14 protein-coding genes are annotated in these 13,409 nt (G+C 41.5%); 1 reads left to right on the forward strand and 13 read right to left on the reverse strand.

Annotated elements, in window-relative coordinates:
* Positions 1-8 precede the first annotated feature (8 nt).
* From Q0A12_RS07260 to Q0A12_RS07295, 8 genes are all read right to left on the reverse strand, one after another.
* Positions 9-1,124 carry a Nif3-like dinuclear metal center hexameric protein gene (locus Q0A12_RS07260; RefSeq protein ID WP_291291995.1) on the reverse strand — a complete coding sequence of 372 codons (1,116 nt, stop codon included), beginning with the start codon at positions 1,122-1,124 and terminating at the stop codon, positions 9-11.
* Complete coding sequence (locus tag Q0A12_RS07265; RefSeq protein ID WP_291291996.1) at positions 1,124-1,819, reverse strand: tRNA (adenine(22)-N(1))-methyltransferase TrmK; 696 nt, start codon at positions 1,817-1,819, stop codon at positions 1,124-1,126. Before Q0A12_RS07265 ends, Q0A12_RS07260 begins: the two co-directional genes overlap by 1 nt.
* A gap of 357 nt (positions 1,820-2,176) precedes the next feature.
* Positions 2,177-2,611: a hypothetical protein gene (locus tag Q0A12_RS07270; RefSeq protein ID WP_291291997.1), complete on the reverse strand. Its 435-nt coding sequence runs from the start codon at positions 2,609-2,611 to the stop codon at positions 2,177-2,179.
* 18 nt (positions 2,612-2,629) lie between these two features.
* On the reverse strand, positions 2,630-3,562 hold the full coding sequence (gene dnaI, locus Q0A12_RS07275) for a primosomal protein DnaI (protein ID WP_291291998.1): 933 nt from the start codon (positions 3,560-3,562) through the stop codon (positions 2,630-2,632).
* Entirely contained in the window at positions 3,562-4,923 is a 1,362-nt protein-coding gene (locus Q0A12_RS07280) for a DnaD domain protein (RefSeq protein ID WP_366031022.1), read from the reverse strand. Before Q0A12_RS07280 ends, dnaI begins: the two co-directional genes overlap by 1 nt.
* A 14-nt stretch (positions 4,924-4,937) precedes the next feature.
* Positions 4,938-5,438: a transcriptional regulator NrdR gene (gene nrdR / locus Q0A12_RS07285; RefSeq protein ID WP_291292000.1), complete on the reverse strand. Its 501-nt coding sequence runs from the start codon at positions 5,436-5,438 to the stop codon at positions 4,938-4,940.
* Positions 5,439-5,635: 197 nt separating this feature from the next.
* Positions 5,636-6,289 carry a FusB/FusC family EF-G-binding protein gene (locus Q0A12_RS07290; protein WP_291292001.1) on the reverse strand — a complete coding sequence of 218 codons (654 nt, stop codon included), beginning with the start codon at positions 6,287-6,289 and terminating at the stop codon, positions 5,636-5,638.
* A gap of 279 nt (positions 6,290-6,568) precedes the next feature.
* Complete coding sequence (locus Q0A12_RS07295; RefSeq protein WP_291292002.1) at positions 6,569-6,901, reverse strand: CsbD family protein; 333 nt, start codon at positions 6,899-6,901, stop codon at positions 6,569-6,571.
* A gap of 128 nt (positions 6,902-7,029) precedes the next feature.
* Between Q0A12_RS07295 and Q0A12_RS07300 the strand changes: the two genes are divergently transcribed.
* The gene (locus Q0A12_RS07300; RefSeq protein ID WP_291292003.1) at positions 7,030-7,815 is read left to right on the forward strand and encodes an ABC transporter ATP-binding protein; all 786 of its coding nucleotides are present in this window, start codon (positions 7,030-7,032) and stop codon (positions 7,813-7,815) included.
* A gap of 142 nt (positions 7,816-7,957) precedes the next feature.
* On the opposite strand, the gene coaE is transcribed toward Q0A12_RS07300, so the two are convergent.
* The 5 genes from coaE to Q0A12_RS07325 all read right to left on the reverse strand — a co-directional run bounded on the left by coaE (position 7,958) and on the right by Q0A12_RS07325 (position 13,317).
* Complete coding sequence (gene coaE / locus Q0A12_RS07305; protein WP_291292004.1) at positions 7,958-8,551, reverse strand: dephospho-CoA kinase; 594 nt, start codon at positions 8,549-8,551, stop codon at positions 7,958-7,960.
* Positions 8,548-9,390, reverse strand: a complete 843-nt coding sequence (gene mutM / locus Q0A12_RS07310; RefSeq protein ID WP_291292005.1) for a DNA-formamidopyrimidine glycosylase — start codon at positions 9,388-9,390, stop codon at positions 8,548-8,550. The genes coaE and mutM overlap by 4 nt, the downstream gene beginning before the upstream one ends.
* A gap of 15 nt (positions 9,391-9,405) precedes the next feature.
* Entirely contained in the window at positions 9,406-12,051 is a 2,646-nt protein-coding gene (gene polA / locus Q0A12_RS07315; RefSeq protein WP_291292006.1) for a DNA polymerase I, read from the reverse strand.
* A 125-nt stretch (positions 12,052-12,176) separates the two neighbouring features.
* Entirely contained in the window at positions 12,177-12,860 is a 684-nt protein-coding gene (locus tag Q0A12_RS07320) for a Bax inhibitor-1/YccA family protein (protein ID WP_291292007.1), read from the reverse strand.
* Positions 12,850-13,317 carry a MaoC/PaaZ C-terminal domain-containing protein gene (locus Q0A12_RS07325; RefSeq protein WP_291292008.1) on the reverse strand — a complete coding sequence of 156 codons (468 nt, stop codon included), beginning with the start codon at positions 13,315-13,317 and terminating at the stop codon, positions 12,850-12,852. The genes Q0A12_RS07320 and Q0A12_RS07325 overlap by 11 nt, the downstream gene beginning before the upstream one ends.
* Between the last annotated feature and the right edge of the window lie 92 nt (positions 13,318-13,409).

The following is a 13,409-nucleotide window of genomic DNA, read 5'->3' on the forward strand; positions in this document are numbered from 1 at the left end:
GATCACTCCTATTTATATTGGAATGGATTCGTAGAAGTCTCTGAAGGGATAAAATCTACCTGCCAGTTTTCTTCCGCTTTCCATTCATTGAATTTTTTGATAAAACGAGGAATACACTCCCGTTCAATGTTATGACCTGGATCGATTGCCGTCAAGCCGTTTGCTTGCATGTCGTGGGCTGTATGGTAACTAATATCTCCAGTAATATAAACATCTGCTTTTGCATTGACTGCCTCTTGATAAAACTTTTCACCACTACCGCCACAAATGGCGATTCGTTGAACCTTTTGTCGTTTGAGGGCTGGCTCAATCAACCGTAATCCATCCAATTGAAAAACAGCTTTGACCTCGTCAATGAACTTTTCCAGTGAAACAGGTTCTTTTAATTGTCCTACTCGCCCAATGCCGTATTGCTTAGCCAAATTTTCTAAAGAATAAAGGTCATAGGCCGGCTCTTCATAGGGATGCGCTGCAAGCATTGCTTGTAGGACAGTTTCTGTAATTGTTTCCGGGAAAATCACTTCAATTTTCGCTTCTTGTACCGACTCTTCTTTGCCGATCTCGCCAATCGCAGGATGGGCATCTCCTTCAGGTGTAAAGCGGCCGGTACCAATCAAAGAATAGCTAGTGTTTTGATAATTCCCTTGTTGACCAGCCCCTGCTGCTCCCAGTGCTTTTCGCATCGACGCACTATGCTCAATTGGGACAAAAACAGCCAATTTCTTCATTTTGATTGTATGGGTAGGAACGAGATACGTAGTTTGTTCTATTCCAAGCATTTCGCAAAACCAGTCGTTCAATCCATCATGAATAATATCCATATTCGTATGGGCAGCATAAACGGAAATGTTATGTTTGATCAAATCCATATACATCTTTTGTTGCGGATCATCGGCTCTTAGGCGCCGAATGGAGCGGAAAATCGGCGGATGTTTGGCAACAATCAAGTCTATTTCCTTCTCGATTGCTTCAGCAACAACTTCCGGACGAACATCTAGTGTCATCATTACCCGCTGAATCTCATTGTCCAGCGTTCCAATGTGTAAGCCGACTGGATCCCCCTCTTCTGCCAGCCATTGCGGGCAATACCTTTCGAAACGTTCAATAAACGTTTTAGCTAACATTAATCCAGCACCTCCTTGATCCAAGCAATCTGTTCTTTTAGTTCACTCATTTTTTCTTGCGGAGGAACTGCAGCTTTTTCTAATTCTTGTAAAACAATTTCCCGCTGTTGTAATTCATGGGTCCATTTTTTATAGAAAACAAGATTTTTTTCCTTCAATAAACATGGGCCAAAAAATAGCTCTTGTGGTGTATAGGCGTTGTCGCCTGCTTCCGCTACGATGATTTCATAGTTTTTATGGTTTTCCTCAATCAATTCTTCGTGAACGATCGTATAGCTATTTTCTTGCAGCCATTCTCGCAAAGTCCGCTCTCCCACATTGGGTTGCAAGACAAGTCGTTCTTGCCCAGAAATACGTTGCTGGGACTTTCCATCTTCTAAAATCTTCCGAATCAAAGTACCACCCATACCTGCGATAACCACCGTGTCAATCTGATCTTCAGGCTTAATAGCTGCTAATCCATCTGCCAAGCGAACAGTGATTTTGTCACTTAAGCCATTTTTTTCCACTTGCCGTGAAGCAGATTCAAAAGGTCCTTTTACAACCTCACCTGCCACTGCATATTGAATTTTATTTTGCAGCATTAATGCTACAGGTAAATAGGCATGATCTGATCCAATATCTGCCAATCGGGCTTGATCCGGAATCTGTTCGCCAACACGAGTCAATCGTAGGGATAATGATTGTTCGTTCATAACGTCACTCCTTCAGAAATAGTATATCATTCTTTGTTTGTTTTAAAAGGAAGAGTTTTTGCTCCCTTCGTTTACGGCTTTGCTTCGCCGATAGTTGCTTCTAGCTTCACGCAGAACTTGCATGGCTTGCTTCGCAAACCAATTGCAGTGATTCTGAAGGTTACTACGCTCCCTTTGGTCGCCGCTGCTCATCATCTGCCACACTCTGCTTCGCAAACTAATCGCAGTGATTCATACGAAGGTTACTACGCTCCCCTTGGTCGCCTAGTACTGCTCATCATCTGCTCTGGCTTGCTTCGCAAACCAATCGCAGTGATTCGCAGCAAAACGCGTTGTCTGTTGGGACAACGCGTGGGGTTATTGCAGGATTTCAACTGTTTTGATTGAATTGCCAGGGACTTGTGGGGGGATTGACATGGTCATTACTGGGAGGCCTGTCAATGTGACTTGAACGGTTTTTCCTTTGGTCAGGTCGGAGACTTCTCCGTCAAATGATTCTTGTGGTGCATGTAGGATCACGCCGTCTGTTTGAAAGTTTGGGACAATCGTTTCTTGATCATCGATTGCTTCGATGTCATTTAAGAATAACTGAATCGTTTCATTGTCGCCAGCTTTGGCATTTTCTTGAAGTACTCCTGTAAAAATAGTCGTTGCCTCGCTTTCGACGGTACTATTTGCTGTACTTTCGCTGTTTTTGGTTGTCTTGCTCGTGCCGCTATCTGAGTGCGATCCGCAGGATGCTAATAGCACGGTGGCTGTCAAAGCCAAACCTAAAATCGTCAATTTCTTCATAAGAAGTTATCCTCTCTTCTACATTTCTGAATTCCGGCGATTTTTGCCAGTCATTTGGATCTCTTTTGTCAAGTAACGAATACGTTCCATAATCCGCTTGGCCTTTAATGGCTCTGATTCTCCTCGTTGGGTAACGGATAGATGTTTTTCTAATTCTTGCATGGTAAAGTTTGAAGAAAAAAATGTTGGTAGCTGTTCTTGCATTCGGTATTGCAAGATAACACCAAAGACTTCATCTCGGATCCAACTGCTCATGGCATCCGCACCAATGTCGTCCATCATTAAAATAGGTGCTTTTTTTACGGCACTGAGCTTGTCACCTACTAAGTCTTTACCAATGGCTTGTTTCATTTCTACTGCAAACGTTGGAAAGTGGACGAGTGTCGTCGTGTAGCCGGCTTCTGCCAAGTCTCGAGCGATCGCCCCGAGCAAATAAGTTTTGCCGATTCCGAAACTTCCCACGAGATATAATCCTTTGTGAAAGGCTCGGGGATCGTTTTTAAGATTTTCAATAAACTCGACCGCGGCCATCAAAGCTTCTCCTCGTCCAGGCGTACTTTCGTACTGAGAAAAACTGGCTTCTTGGATATCTTTGGGCATATCCATTGCTTTGATGCGACTGCGGATCTCTTCTTGTCTTTGATGAGCCAAAAGTTCTTGGGTCGGTACATAAGTGACATCGATAAAGTGAAAGTTCAATGCCAGTCGAGGCTCATAACCAGGTGCGATCATTGTGGGATCGTTCAAACGAAACTTGCGTTTTTCTTGAACAAATTCGTAAAGTTTGGCATAGCTTTTTTGGATATCTGCATCTGTCAGCTCGTCTCGATGTTCTGAGATAAATTCTTGTACATCCAAATCTTTCAAGACATCATCCATCATCTCTGAAAAACGATCACGATAGTTTCGCTTGTCTAAAATTTTTGATAGATTTTTCCCAACATCTTCCATTAATTGTCACCTGCTTTCTTTTGCAAGTAGGCTTGCAGTTTTTTATCGATTTCTGCCTGACGTTCTGGGGATAATCTCGTTTCTTCGACTGGTTTTTCAGCCCAGCTCGGCAGTTTTTCTTCGCGAATAATTTTTTTGGCAGCCGTTTGCGGCCGTGTGCGTTTCTCTTTGGCTGATTTAACTAGATCCCGCACATGTTTGATCGCTTCCTCAGCAGTTTTCACTTGCAGTTCTGACCATTGCGCTGCAATGTTATTGACATAATTGGCGGATAGGGCTGCATTGTTTTGGACCACTAATACATAATGAATCAATACATTGATTACACTATTGGATAATGGGGAGCGTTCCACTAAGCTTTTTAGCAGCCACTGCTCGGAGTCTGTCACAAAGCTCTTCTTTTCGTCTTTGATTGCTTTCAAAAAAGCCATTGGCGCATTGTTCTCACTTTCGCGGATCAAAGCTAGATCATTGTCGCTATACCCATTTTGTTTGAGAGTATTAAATCGGCGAATTTCTTCATCCGAATTAGGATCTTGCTTGGTGGCCGTCTTAGTAAAACGTGTCCGTGCTTTTTGCAGAACCAGTTGTTCCAATGCCTTTTGATCAATTTTTCCAGTGGTCAATGAAACTGAATCTGCCATCAAATCTAGTAGTTCCAGCACATCATAGCCATAGAGTGAATGGTAAAGAGTTATCTTTTGCCGGAAAGGTTTATCAAAATTATCTGCACGGATATAGCGGCGTTGGGCTTCATAAAGAAGAAAATCCCAATCAAGAAGTTGCTCATCCAACACAAGCCCGCTGCTGGTATCTTGGAATTTCTGACTGATCTGTTGCAGCTCTTCTTCATTTGCTGAAAATTGTTGCGTATCCAAGCGATAAGCATCCATAAAAGATGCGGTTACTTCCTGATAGCCTGCTTCTTGCCACTTCGCTGGTTGAAACAATGAGACGAGTTGCCGAAACTTTCGCTCTCCCACGTGATTCAACAATAAGAAGCTGTATAGTTCATCTTGAAAAAAATCACTGGCATGGACCGGTTCTTGCAAATGATACAAAAAGGTCATGCCTAATTCAGCATCGTCTTTTTCAAATGTTTTGAGTAAGCCAATCCCCTCTAACTTATTACGTGCTTGGATAAAACGTTGTAAGCCAACATTCATCGCATTTAAAATATCTAAATGAATAAACTCGCTTTCTTGTGGATCCTGTTGATCAGCCACGAGTGTCAGATAAAGTGCCAATGCATCACTTTCGATGATTGGCTGATAGAGATGAATCAGTGCATCCTTCCCTTCAGTTGTTAGTGGACGACTTTTGAAAACACGATAGAGCTGATTTGGTAAGATGTTGCCCACCATTCAGGGACCTCCTATTCCTCTTGATTCTCTGTTGTTTCTTGTGGTTCGGTCGGATCTTTGGCTTTTTCAACAATGTCTTGCAATTCTTTCAAGAAGACTGACATATCTTTGAATTGACGGTAGACACTCGCAAAACGAATGTAGGCGATCTCATCTAAATCGACTAAATCTTCCATGACATATTCACCAATCATTGTTGTTGAAACTTCATTTTCACCTAATCCACGCACACGATTCTCCACGTGATCAACGATTGTTTCCATTTGTTCCATTGTAACAGGTCTTTTTTCGGCTGAGCGAATCAACCCTCTTAATATTTTTTCACGATTAAATTCTTCACGAGCGCCATTTTTCTTGATCACTAATAGAGGCGCTTCTTCAATTCGTTCAAATGTAGTAAAGCGATAACCACAGTTTTCACACTCGCGGCGGCGGCGAATCACGCGACCATCGTCGGCTTGGCGGCTATCGATCACTCGAGAATTGTTATGATGACATTTTGGACATTGCATAGTTCCACCCCGTTCTCTCTTCCGTGTCTCGAATAATGGCGAGACAGCGGTGATTCATATGGTTAATTATAACATGAAATTCTTTTATCTAATAGGTAAAGTCTTTCAAGCGAAAGAAATAATACAAATTTAAATAATGTGACTGTTGTTTTTTTCGCTATAATAGAAAAACGGCAGAATCAAATTCTGCCGTCGCCTTATCTCATTTGTAGGAGAGTCACGAATTCGTCAAGTTTTTCCCGTTGCTCCATTTGATGGTTGCATTGTTCGCTATCTCGACAAATATAGTTGCCCCGTTTCGTATACGTTCCGTCGCCGCTGCTTTTTGTCAAGGAAAGAAACATAGAAACCGTTGACTCATGCTGGCAGATTGGACAGATGCCTTTTTTTACTTCCGTTGATAAATGGCCATAAAGACCTTGATAGCCTTTTTGTCCTTTTACAATCAACAGTTTGCTTTGACTCCCAATATCATCCCAAGCAAGATAAGTATAATCGCGAAGATCCATTTGAGAGAAATCAGGAACTTTCAATTTTTTTACTTTTCGAAAGAGTTTCTCTGTTTGTTTGACTGAAGGCACTTGGAAAGGTTGAACATAGCTTTTTAGCTGATCAAGAACCCCCATACTTTTTGACATCGTCATAGAAGAATCAAAGAACTGACGGATCAAGGATTGGGCATTTTCGTCATCTGCTGAAAAAAAGGGTTGAATAGCTTCTTCGGTCAATTGTTCAACCGTTCGAATCGTATGACAATCATTGACAGACTGATAGGTCCGGACTAGTTGTTGGATTTGATGCTTAATGAAATTAAACTGATAGGGTTCGATGGTGGTCATGATGGATCTCATTCCTCTCTTTAATAAACAAAAGATTTCTACTGATAATAACCTCTGACCACAGTCAAGGACAATGCAGAATTCAGCATTTGTTGACCACCTCCTAAGCTTTCCTTTTTTTATGGAAAGACAACCGCTATTATAGTTTTTCCTTCTACAAATGTCAAACTTTCTAAAGCAGATGAATCCACTGCTTGGCCAAATCCATGCGCCTTATTTACTTTCCATGGAAAAGAATGGCAATTTCTAAAAGAAGCATTCTTTTTTGCAGAAAAAAACTCTAGAACCTGTCTAGAGTTTTTCTTCGATTCCTGTATAGTGTTTCAAATGGTCCGCATCTCGTCGTTCGTTAGAAGAGATTTGGGCAGCATCTGTGTCTTCGTTTTCATTTAACAGACGATCCGCACCGAGAGTTTCCGGTGTTTTATCTCCAGGTTGAGCATCTAATTCATCATGTCGGTCTTCAATTTCATCTACCCGTTGTTGTCGATGATCTTTTTTGGCTTTGGCTTCATCTGCCTGTTCTTTTCCTGCATGTTCCATTTTTTCGTTATTGATCCATTCACCAATTTTTTCTTTAGCAGAACCAACAATTACATCTTTTTCGTCTTTCAATGTTCCCATGATGATTCCTCCTTTTTTATTAGCATAGCAAGAATTCCTGCGATTGACAAAAGATACGTATGCGCTTCATTACCCGCTATGGTATACTTAACCATAATTTTCAGAATATTCGCTAAAAGGAGTTTCTTATGGACATTTTAAAATTTGAAGATATCCAGTTGATCCGAAAAGAAACTGTGCTATTACAAGATATCAACTGGCAAATTTGTAAGAATCAACATTGGGCGCTGCTAGGATTAAATGGTGCCGGCAAAACGTTGTTGCTCCAACTGATCAATGGGATGATTTGGCCAACTTCTGGGAAGCGGCAGGTTCTAGGCCAAGTCTATGGCAAAACGTCTGTACCTGATCTGCAGCGGCGTATTGGCTGGGTAAGTTCGACTTTACAAGAGAAGATTCCGGCAAAACAAGCCGCAGAATTGGTGGTTTTATCAGGAAAATTTGCTAGTATCGGTATTTATGAAGACTATCAAGAAAAAGACTTGAATCAGGCCAAGGACATTCTTTGTTCAACAGGCGACAGTTCATTGATCGGCAAGGCATTTCAGCAGTTGTCTCAAGGTGAACGGCAGTTGGTTCTCATCAGTCGTGCATTAATGGCTAATCCGGAGTTGTTGATTTTAGATGAACCTTGTAATGGATTGGATCTTTTTGCTCGTGAAGAGCTGCTAAGTCGAATCAACGAAATGGCAAGCAACCAATCACTCACATTGATTTATGTGACGCATCATACAGAAGAGATTCTGCCGATTTTTGATCACCTCATGATGCTAAAAAACGGGAAAATCCATGCTGCTGGTAAGCGCCAGCAAATTTTTAATGAAAAGACGTTGTCAGCTTTTTATGAAAAACCAGTCGCTTTCTATCCTATGTCTTCCCACCGTTTAGCCGTTTTACCTAAGACTTCAAGATAAAAAGACACCGACAGCCCCTTTCTCCTAAAAATCATTTCCAAGCACGCTTTATTTGGCTGTCCAAACAAAGCGTGCTGAGAGTGGTTGAATAGGAATGCGTTGGCTCCAGCCGATGTCTTTTTTGAATGTACTTGGTTCTTCTTTATTTTTTTCTTTTTGCCAACCAACTCTGAACTTGCCCTCGCGTCTCTTCCTTGCTTCCTTGATTATCAAAAAGGATATCTGCACGTTTGCGCTTTTCTTCGATGGGCATTTGACTGCGTATTCGCTGCTGGGCTTCGGTTTCTGTTAAGTGGTCTCGCTTCATTAGTCGCTGCAGCTGGATCGCTTCCGGAAGATAGACCACCGCTACTTGATCTAGCAGTGTCTCATAACCTGTTTCATACAATAAAGGAATATCTACGATCACTAGATCGGCTTTTGCTTTCACTTCTTCAATCTGTCGTAAGATTTCTTTACGGATAAATGGCCCCAATGTGCGGTTTAACAATTCTCGTTGCTTGTCATCCGCAAAAATGATTTTCCCTAATTTTTTTCGAGCTAGTGTGCCGTCGGGATTGATGATCTCTGAGCCAAAAACAGCTTTGATTTTTTCAAGTCCGGGCATCCCTGGCTCCACCACTTCGCGAGCAACGATATCCGCGTCAATGATTGGGATACCTGCTTCCGCAAAACACTTCACAACAGTACTCTTCCCTGTAGCAATCCCGCCAGTTATCCCTAAAACCAAACTCATCTTTCAGCCTCCATATGCAATCGTTGACAAGTGGGACAATAATGAGTCCCGCGCTGAGCGACTTTTGTTTTCACAATGGGGGTACCGCAACGAACACAAGGTTTGCCTGTTTGTCCATAAACGTGTAGAGAAACTTGGAAATGCCCAGCCTCACCTAACGCATTCAAATAGGTCCGAATCGTTGTACCTCCTGCTTCCACTGCTCGTGCTAAGACATCAATGATCCCCCGATGCAGCAATGCAATTTCTGCTTCATTCAGTGTCGCTGCCGGTTGTTCGGGGTGGATCTTTGCTTCCCATAAGGCTTCATCAACATAGATATTGCCTAGTCCTGTCACAAGTTTTTGATCCAAAAGCAATGGTTTGATGGCTTTTTTGGATTTTTTTAGGTCTCGGGAAAAGTCTGCCAGCAAGAATAATTCTGGCAATGGTTCCGGTCCTAGCTGCATGATTCCTTTATACTTGCTACTCTTATCTTTTTCTACTAAGGTCATCCGACCGAATTTGCGAACATCCCGATAATGCAGCTGGCTGCCATCCGTAAAATGAAAAATCACATGGGTGTGCTTACCTGGTACCGCATCTTTTTCAAAAAATTCATACTTGCCTTCCATGCGTAAATGGGAAATCAAATCATAATCCGTCAATTTGAAAATCAAGAATTTGCCTCGACGATCAAAAGCTAGAAATTGTTGTCCTTTTAGCATCGCTACAAAAATCGGTACTTCTGGTGATTCAATGATCCGGGGCCAACGGATCTCCATTTCGCTGATGGTTTTATTTAAAATCAGTTTCTCTAGCCCTCTGCGAACTGTTTCTACTTCTGGTAATTCTGGCACAACATTTCACCTCATTTATTTTGCTTCATACCACGTTTTGCCCCAGTTACTATCCGTCAACAATGGCACCTGCAGCGAGACCGCATTTTCCATGACTTCTTTGACAAGGGCATCTAACCGTTCCAACTCATCTTCTGGTACTTCGAAGACAAGTTCATCGTGGACTTGTAAAAGCATCGTTGCTTGTAATTTTTCTTCTTTTAGGCGACGATCCAAATCGATCATGGCAATTTTCAAAATATCTGCGGCACTGCCTTGAATCGGTGTATTGATCGCTGTGCGTTCCGCGAATGTCCGCAAGTTAAAGTTGCGGGAATTGATCTCTGGCAAGTAGCGACGGCGATGATACAATGTTTCCACATAGCCTTTGTCTTTGGCTTCACGGACGACTTCTTCCATATAGGTCTTGACGCCTGGATACTTTTCAAAGTAGGTATCGATGTATTGTTGTGCCGCTTTACGAGTGATTCCCAAGTTTTGAGAGAGCCCATAATCAGAAATCCCATAAACGATCCCAAAGTTGACCGCTTTGGCTTGACGACGCATATTTGGCGTTACTTCTTCAGGACTGGAAATTCCAAAGACCCGCATAGCAGTACTTGAATGAATATCTTGTCCTTCCACAAAGGCGTCTTTTAAATGATCGTCATTCGAAATATGAGCCAAAACCCGCAGCTCAATTTGAGAATAGTCCGAAGAATAAATAACCCAATTTTTGTCTCGTGGTACAAAGGCTTCGCGAATTTTCCGGCCTTCTTCTAAGCGAATAGGGATATTTTGCAGATTTGGATCAACCGAGCTTAAACGACCGGTTTGCGTTAAGGTCTGCACGTAACGGGTATGGACTTTGCCATCTCCTTGAATCACTTTAAGCAGTCCTTCCACATAGGTGGATTGGATTTTGGCAATTTGACGATAAACCAAAATATCTTCAACAATCGGTGCCTGTTCCTTCAACTGTTCTAAAACATCCACTGCCGTTGAATAGCCAGTCTTAGTTTTCTTGATCACTGGCAGCCCCATTTTTTCAAATAAAATCACGCCTAATTGTTTTGGCGAATTTAAATTGAACTCTTCGCCAGCTTCTTGATAAATCTTTTGTTCGATTTCATGCAAACGTTCTGCAAACTCGCCCTTCATCTGATGCAAACGAGAAGCGTCCACGCGAATCCCAGTGATTTCCATCTCTGCTAAAATTTTTGATAATGGCAATTCCATATCGGTAAAGAGGGCAGTCTGATTTTTCTCTGCTAGCTCTTTCGCCAAACGGACAGAAAGATAGTTGATCGCCGCAACTTTTCGAGCTAAATGAGCGAAGAAGACTTCTTCATCTGCCGGTAGTCCACGTTTCGCCCCTTTGCCATAGATAGCTTCGTCTGACTGAATCGCATCAAACTCATAATGTTTGGCAACACCTGCAATATCATTATTCGAATCATTGGTATCCAGCAAGTAAGCAGCTAATAAGGTATCAAAAACAATCCCTTGAGGGGCTGTTGCATAACGGTTCAACGCCACATACGTCCGTTTTGCATCATAAACCTTCTTTTGGGAAGAGGAACTTTTCAGCCAAGCAATAAAATGTTCATTTTCAAAAAGATCATCTTGATTGGTCACATAAATTTTATGTTGATTGCCCCAAGCAACGCCGACAATATCTTCTAAATGATAATTATCCCCGAGCATTTCAACATAAAGTGCCATATCTTCAGTAAACATTTCGGGTGTCACTTCTGTCACGACATCAAAAAGAATGTCTTCCATTTCTTCCGGATCTGCCACTACGTTTAATTTTTCCAAGAATGAATTGAAGTTCATTTCTTGATAGAAAGGAATCAATTTATTCAAATCTTTTCCTTCGTACTTCAATGAATCAATGGCTACCTCCACTGGCGCATCTACATCAATCGTTGCCAATTTTTTTGACAAGAAAGCAGTCTCTTTATCATTGAGCAAGTTTTCTTTCATCTTGCTAGGTTTCATCTCATCGATATGCTCGTAGATTCCTTCTACTGAACCATATTCTTTTAACAGCTTGATGGCCGTTTTCTCACCGATTTTTGTCACACCAGGGATATTGTCGGAGGCATCCCCTGCTAACCCCTTCATGTCAATGATCTGTAATGGCGCTAAACCATCATATTTTTCTGCAACATGTTCGGGCGTATAGCTTTCAATCTCACTAACACCTTTCACCGTAATATCAACTTTCACATGATCGGTTGCTAATTGGGTTAGATCGCGATCTCCGGATAGTACCACGACATCAAATAATTCTTTGTCGACTTTATGGGCTAAAGTGCCAATAATATCATCGGCCTCATAATTGTCCAATTCATAATACTGTACACCTAAAGCGGTGATCAATTCGCGAATATAGGGCATTTGTTCCTTGAATTCGCCAGGGGTTTTTGATCGTCCACCTTTGTAATCTTCATACATCGCCGTCCGAAAAGTGGTTTTTCCTGCATCAAAAGCAACTAGAACATGAGTTGGCTGTTCTTTTGCCATCACATTTTCAAACATCGTATGAAAGGCATAAATCGCATTTGTGTGCAGACCATTGTTGTTTTTAAAACGTTCCAATGAGTTGTGCAGTGCAAAAAACGCACGAAATGCGACACTGTTTCCGTCAACCAGTAATAATTTATTTTTTGTCATTTGAATAACTCCTCACCTCAAAAGTTCTCTCTTATTCTATCAAAGAAATCCATGAAAAGCGATGGATTGCCTTTGCTCGATTGAGCCAATTGCAAAAAAAATGCGAGTTTCCTCGCATTTTCTCATTAGTTGTTTTTACCAAAGATTCGTAAAATCGCTAAGAACAAGTTGATAAAGTCAAGGTACAACTGCAATGCCATGAAGACAGCCATTCCTGTATTTGCTTGACCATTCGATGCTTGGTATAAATTGCGAATCTGTTGGTTGTCATAGGCGGTGATTCCCATAAAGACAAACACCGTGACGATCGATAGGAAAAAGTCAACTGGCTGACTACGTAAAATAAATACGTTCAGCAAAGTCGAAATGATGATCCCGATCAATATGCCGTAGCCGATTCGGCCCACAACACTTAAATCTCGCTTCGTCATGATACCAAATGCTGACATTACACCAAAGGTAATCGCTGCGGAAACAAACGCACCTGCGATTGATCCAAATTCGTAATACATTAGGGTAACTGACAACGTCACTCCATTTAATAGGGAGTAAACCAGATACCCTGCTATGGTCAGCGAAGGATTCTTTTGTGCTTTTGCACCTAATACCAAGACCAAAATGATTTGAAGGATCCATAATCCCGTAAAGCCTAATGGAAAACTATTGATAAAATTCAATGTCTGCTGTGCAAATACCTGTCCGAAAAAGTAGGCAGATACTGCGCTGATTCCTAGTCCAACTGCAAAAAACAGATAGACCTTAGAATAAAAACGATTGAGCCCTTGCGCATTAACAATTTCAGTGTTCATTTTCTTCACCTTCTTCTATAATATTTGGAGGTTGGACCATCACCACAGCATCCAACACACGATCTTCCTGTGTATTGACCGCTTCAACTGAGATCGTCACAACGTCTTTCATTTTATCAACTTTGATCACTTCAAAATCGAAGGTCAATGTTTCATAATGAAAAACGGGTTCAATAAAGTTCACCGAAAAATTCACCACATGAGAACCTGGTCCTGGCAAATGTTTAGAAATCGCACTTGTAATGATTCCCATCAACATCACCGATGGCACGATCGGCCGTTGGTATTCTGTCTTCTGGGTATAGTCATGCTGAATATAAAGCGGATTGGCATCATTTGTCAAACCAAGATACAGCAAAAGCTGACTGTCTTCGATCGATTCTGTTAAAGATAACGAATCGCCTTCCTCGATTTCATCAATCGTCTTACCTAATTTTCGCGGTTTACCTATGTTCAAATTTATTTCCTCCAAAATGAATAATTTTATTCTGATTTCATTTTATCAGATGCGGACAAAAGTGCAAGTTCGCGATGCCCAGTTAGTAAAAA

Source organism: Enterococcus sp. (assembly GCF_022711995.1).
In the GTDB taxonomy this organism is placed as follows: Bacteria; Bacillota; Bacilli; order Lactobacillales; family Enterococcaceae; genus Enterococcus_D.

Excerpts from the sequence above, each read along its gene's own strand:
- nrdR (WP_291292000.1), bottom strand. The coding sequence starts at position 5,438 with ATGCAATGTCCAAAATGTCATCATAACAATTCTCGAGTGATCGATAGC.
- dnaI (WP_291291998.1), bottom strand. The coding sequence starts at position 3,562 with ATGGAAGATGTTGGGAAAAATCTATCAAAAATTTTAGACAAGCGAAAC.
- coaE (WP_291292004.1), bottom strand. The coding sequence starts at position 8,551 with ATGAGTTTGGTTTTAGGGATAACTGGCGGGATTGCTACAGGGAAGAGT.
- Q0A12_RS07290 (WP_291292001.1), bottom strand. The coding sequence starts at position 6,289 with ATGAGATCCATCATGACCACCATCGAACCCTATCAGTTTAATTTCATT.
- Q0A12_RS07295 (WP_291292002.1), bottom strand. The coding sequence starts at position 6,901 with ATGGGAACATTGAAAGACGAAAAAGATGTAATTGTTGGTTCTGCTAAA.
- Q0A12_RS07265 (WP_291291996.1), bottom strand. The coding sequence starts at position 1,819 with ATGAACGAACAATCATTATCCCTACGATTGACTCGTGTTGGCGAACAG.
- polA (WP_291292006.1), bottom strand. The coding sequence starts at position 12,051 with ATGACAAAAAATAAATTATTACTGGTTGACGGAAACAGTGTCGCATTT.
- Q0A12_RS07260 (WP_291291995.1), bottom strand. The coding sequence starts at position 1,124 with ATGTTAGCTAAAACGTTTATTGAACGTTTCGAAAGGTATTGCCCGCAA.
- Q0A12_RS07320 (WP_291292007.1), bottom strand. The coding sequence starts at position 12,860 with ATGAACACTGAAATTGTTAATGCGCAAGGGCTCAATCGTTTTTATTCT.
- Q0A12_RS07270 (WP_291291997.1), bottom strand. The coding sequence starts at position 2,611 with ATGAAGAAATTGACGATTTTAGGTTTGGCTTTGACAGCCACCGTGCTA.
- Q0A12_RS07300 (WP_291292003.1), top strand. The coding sequence starts at position 7,030 with ATGGACATTTTAAAATTTGAAGATATCCAGTTGATCCGAAAAGAAACT.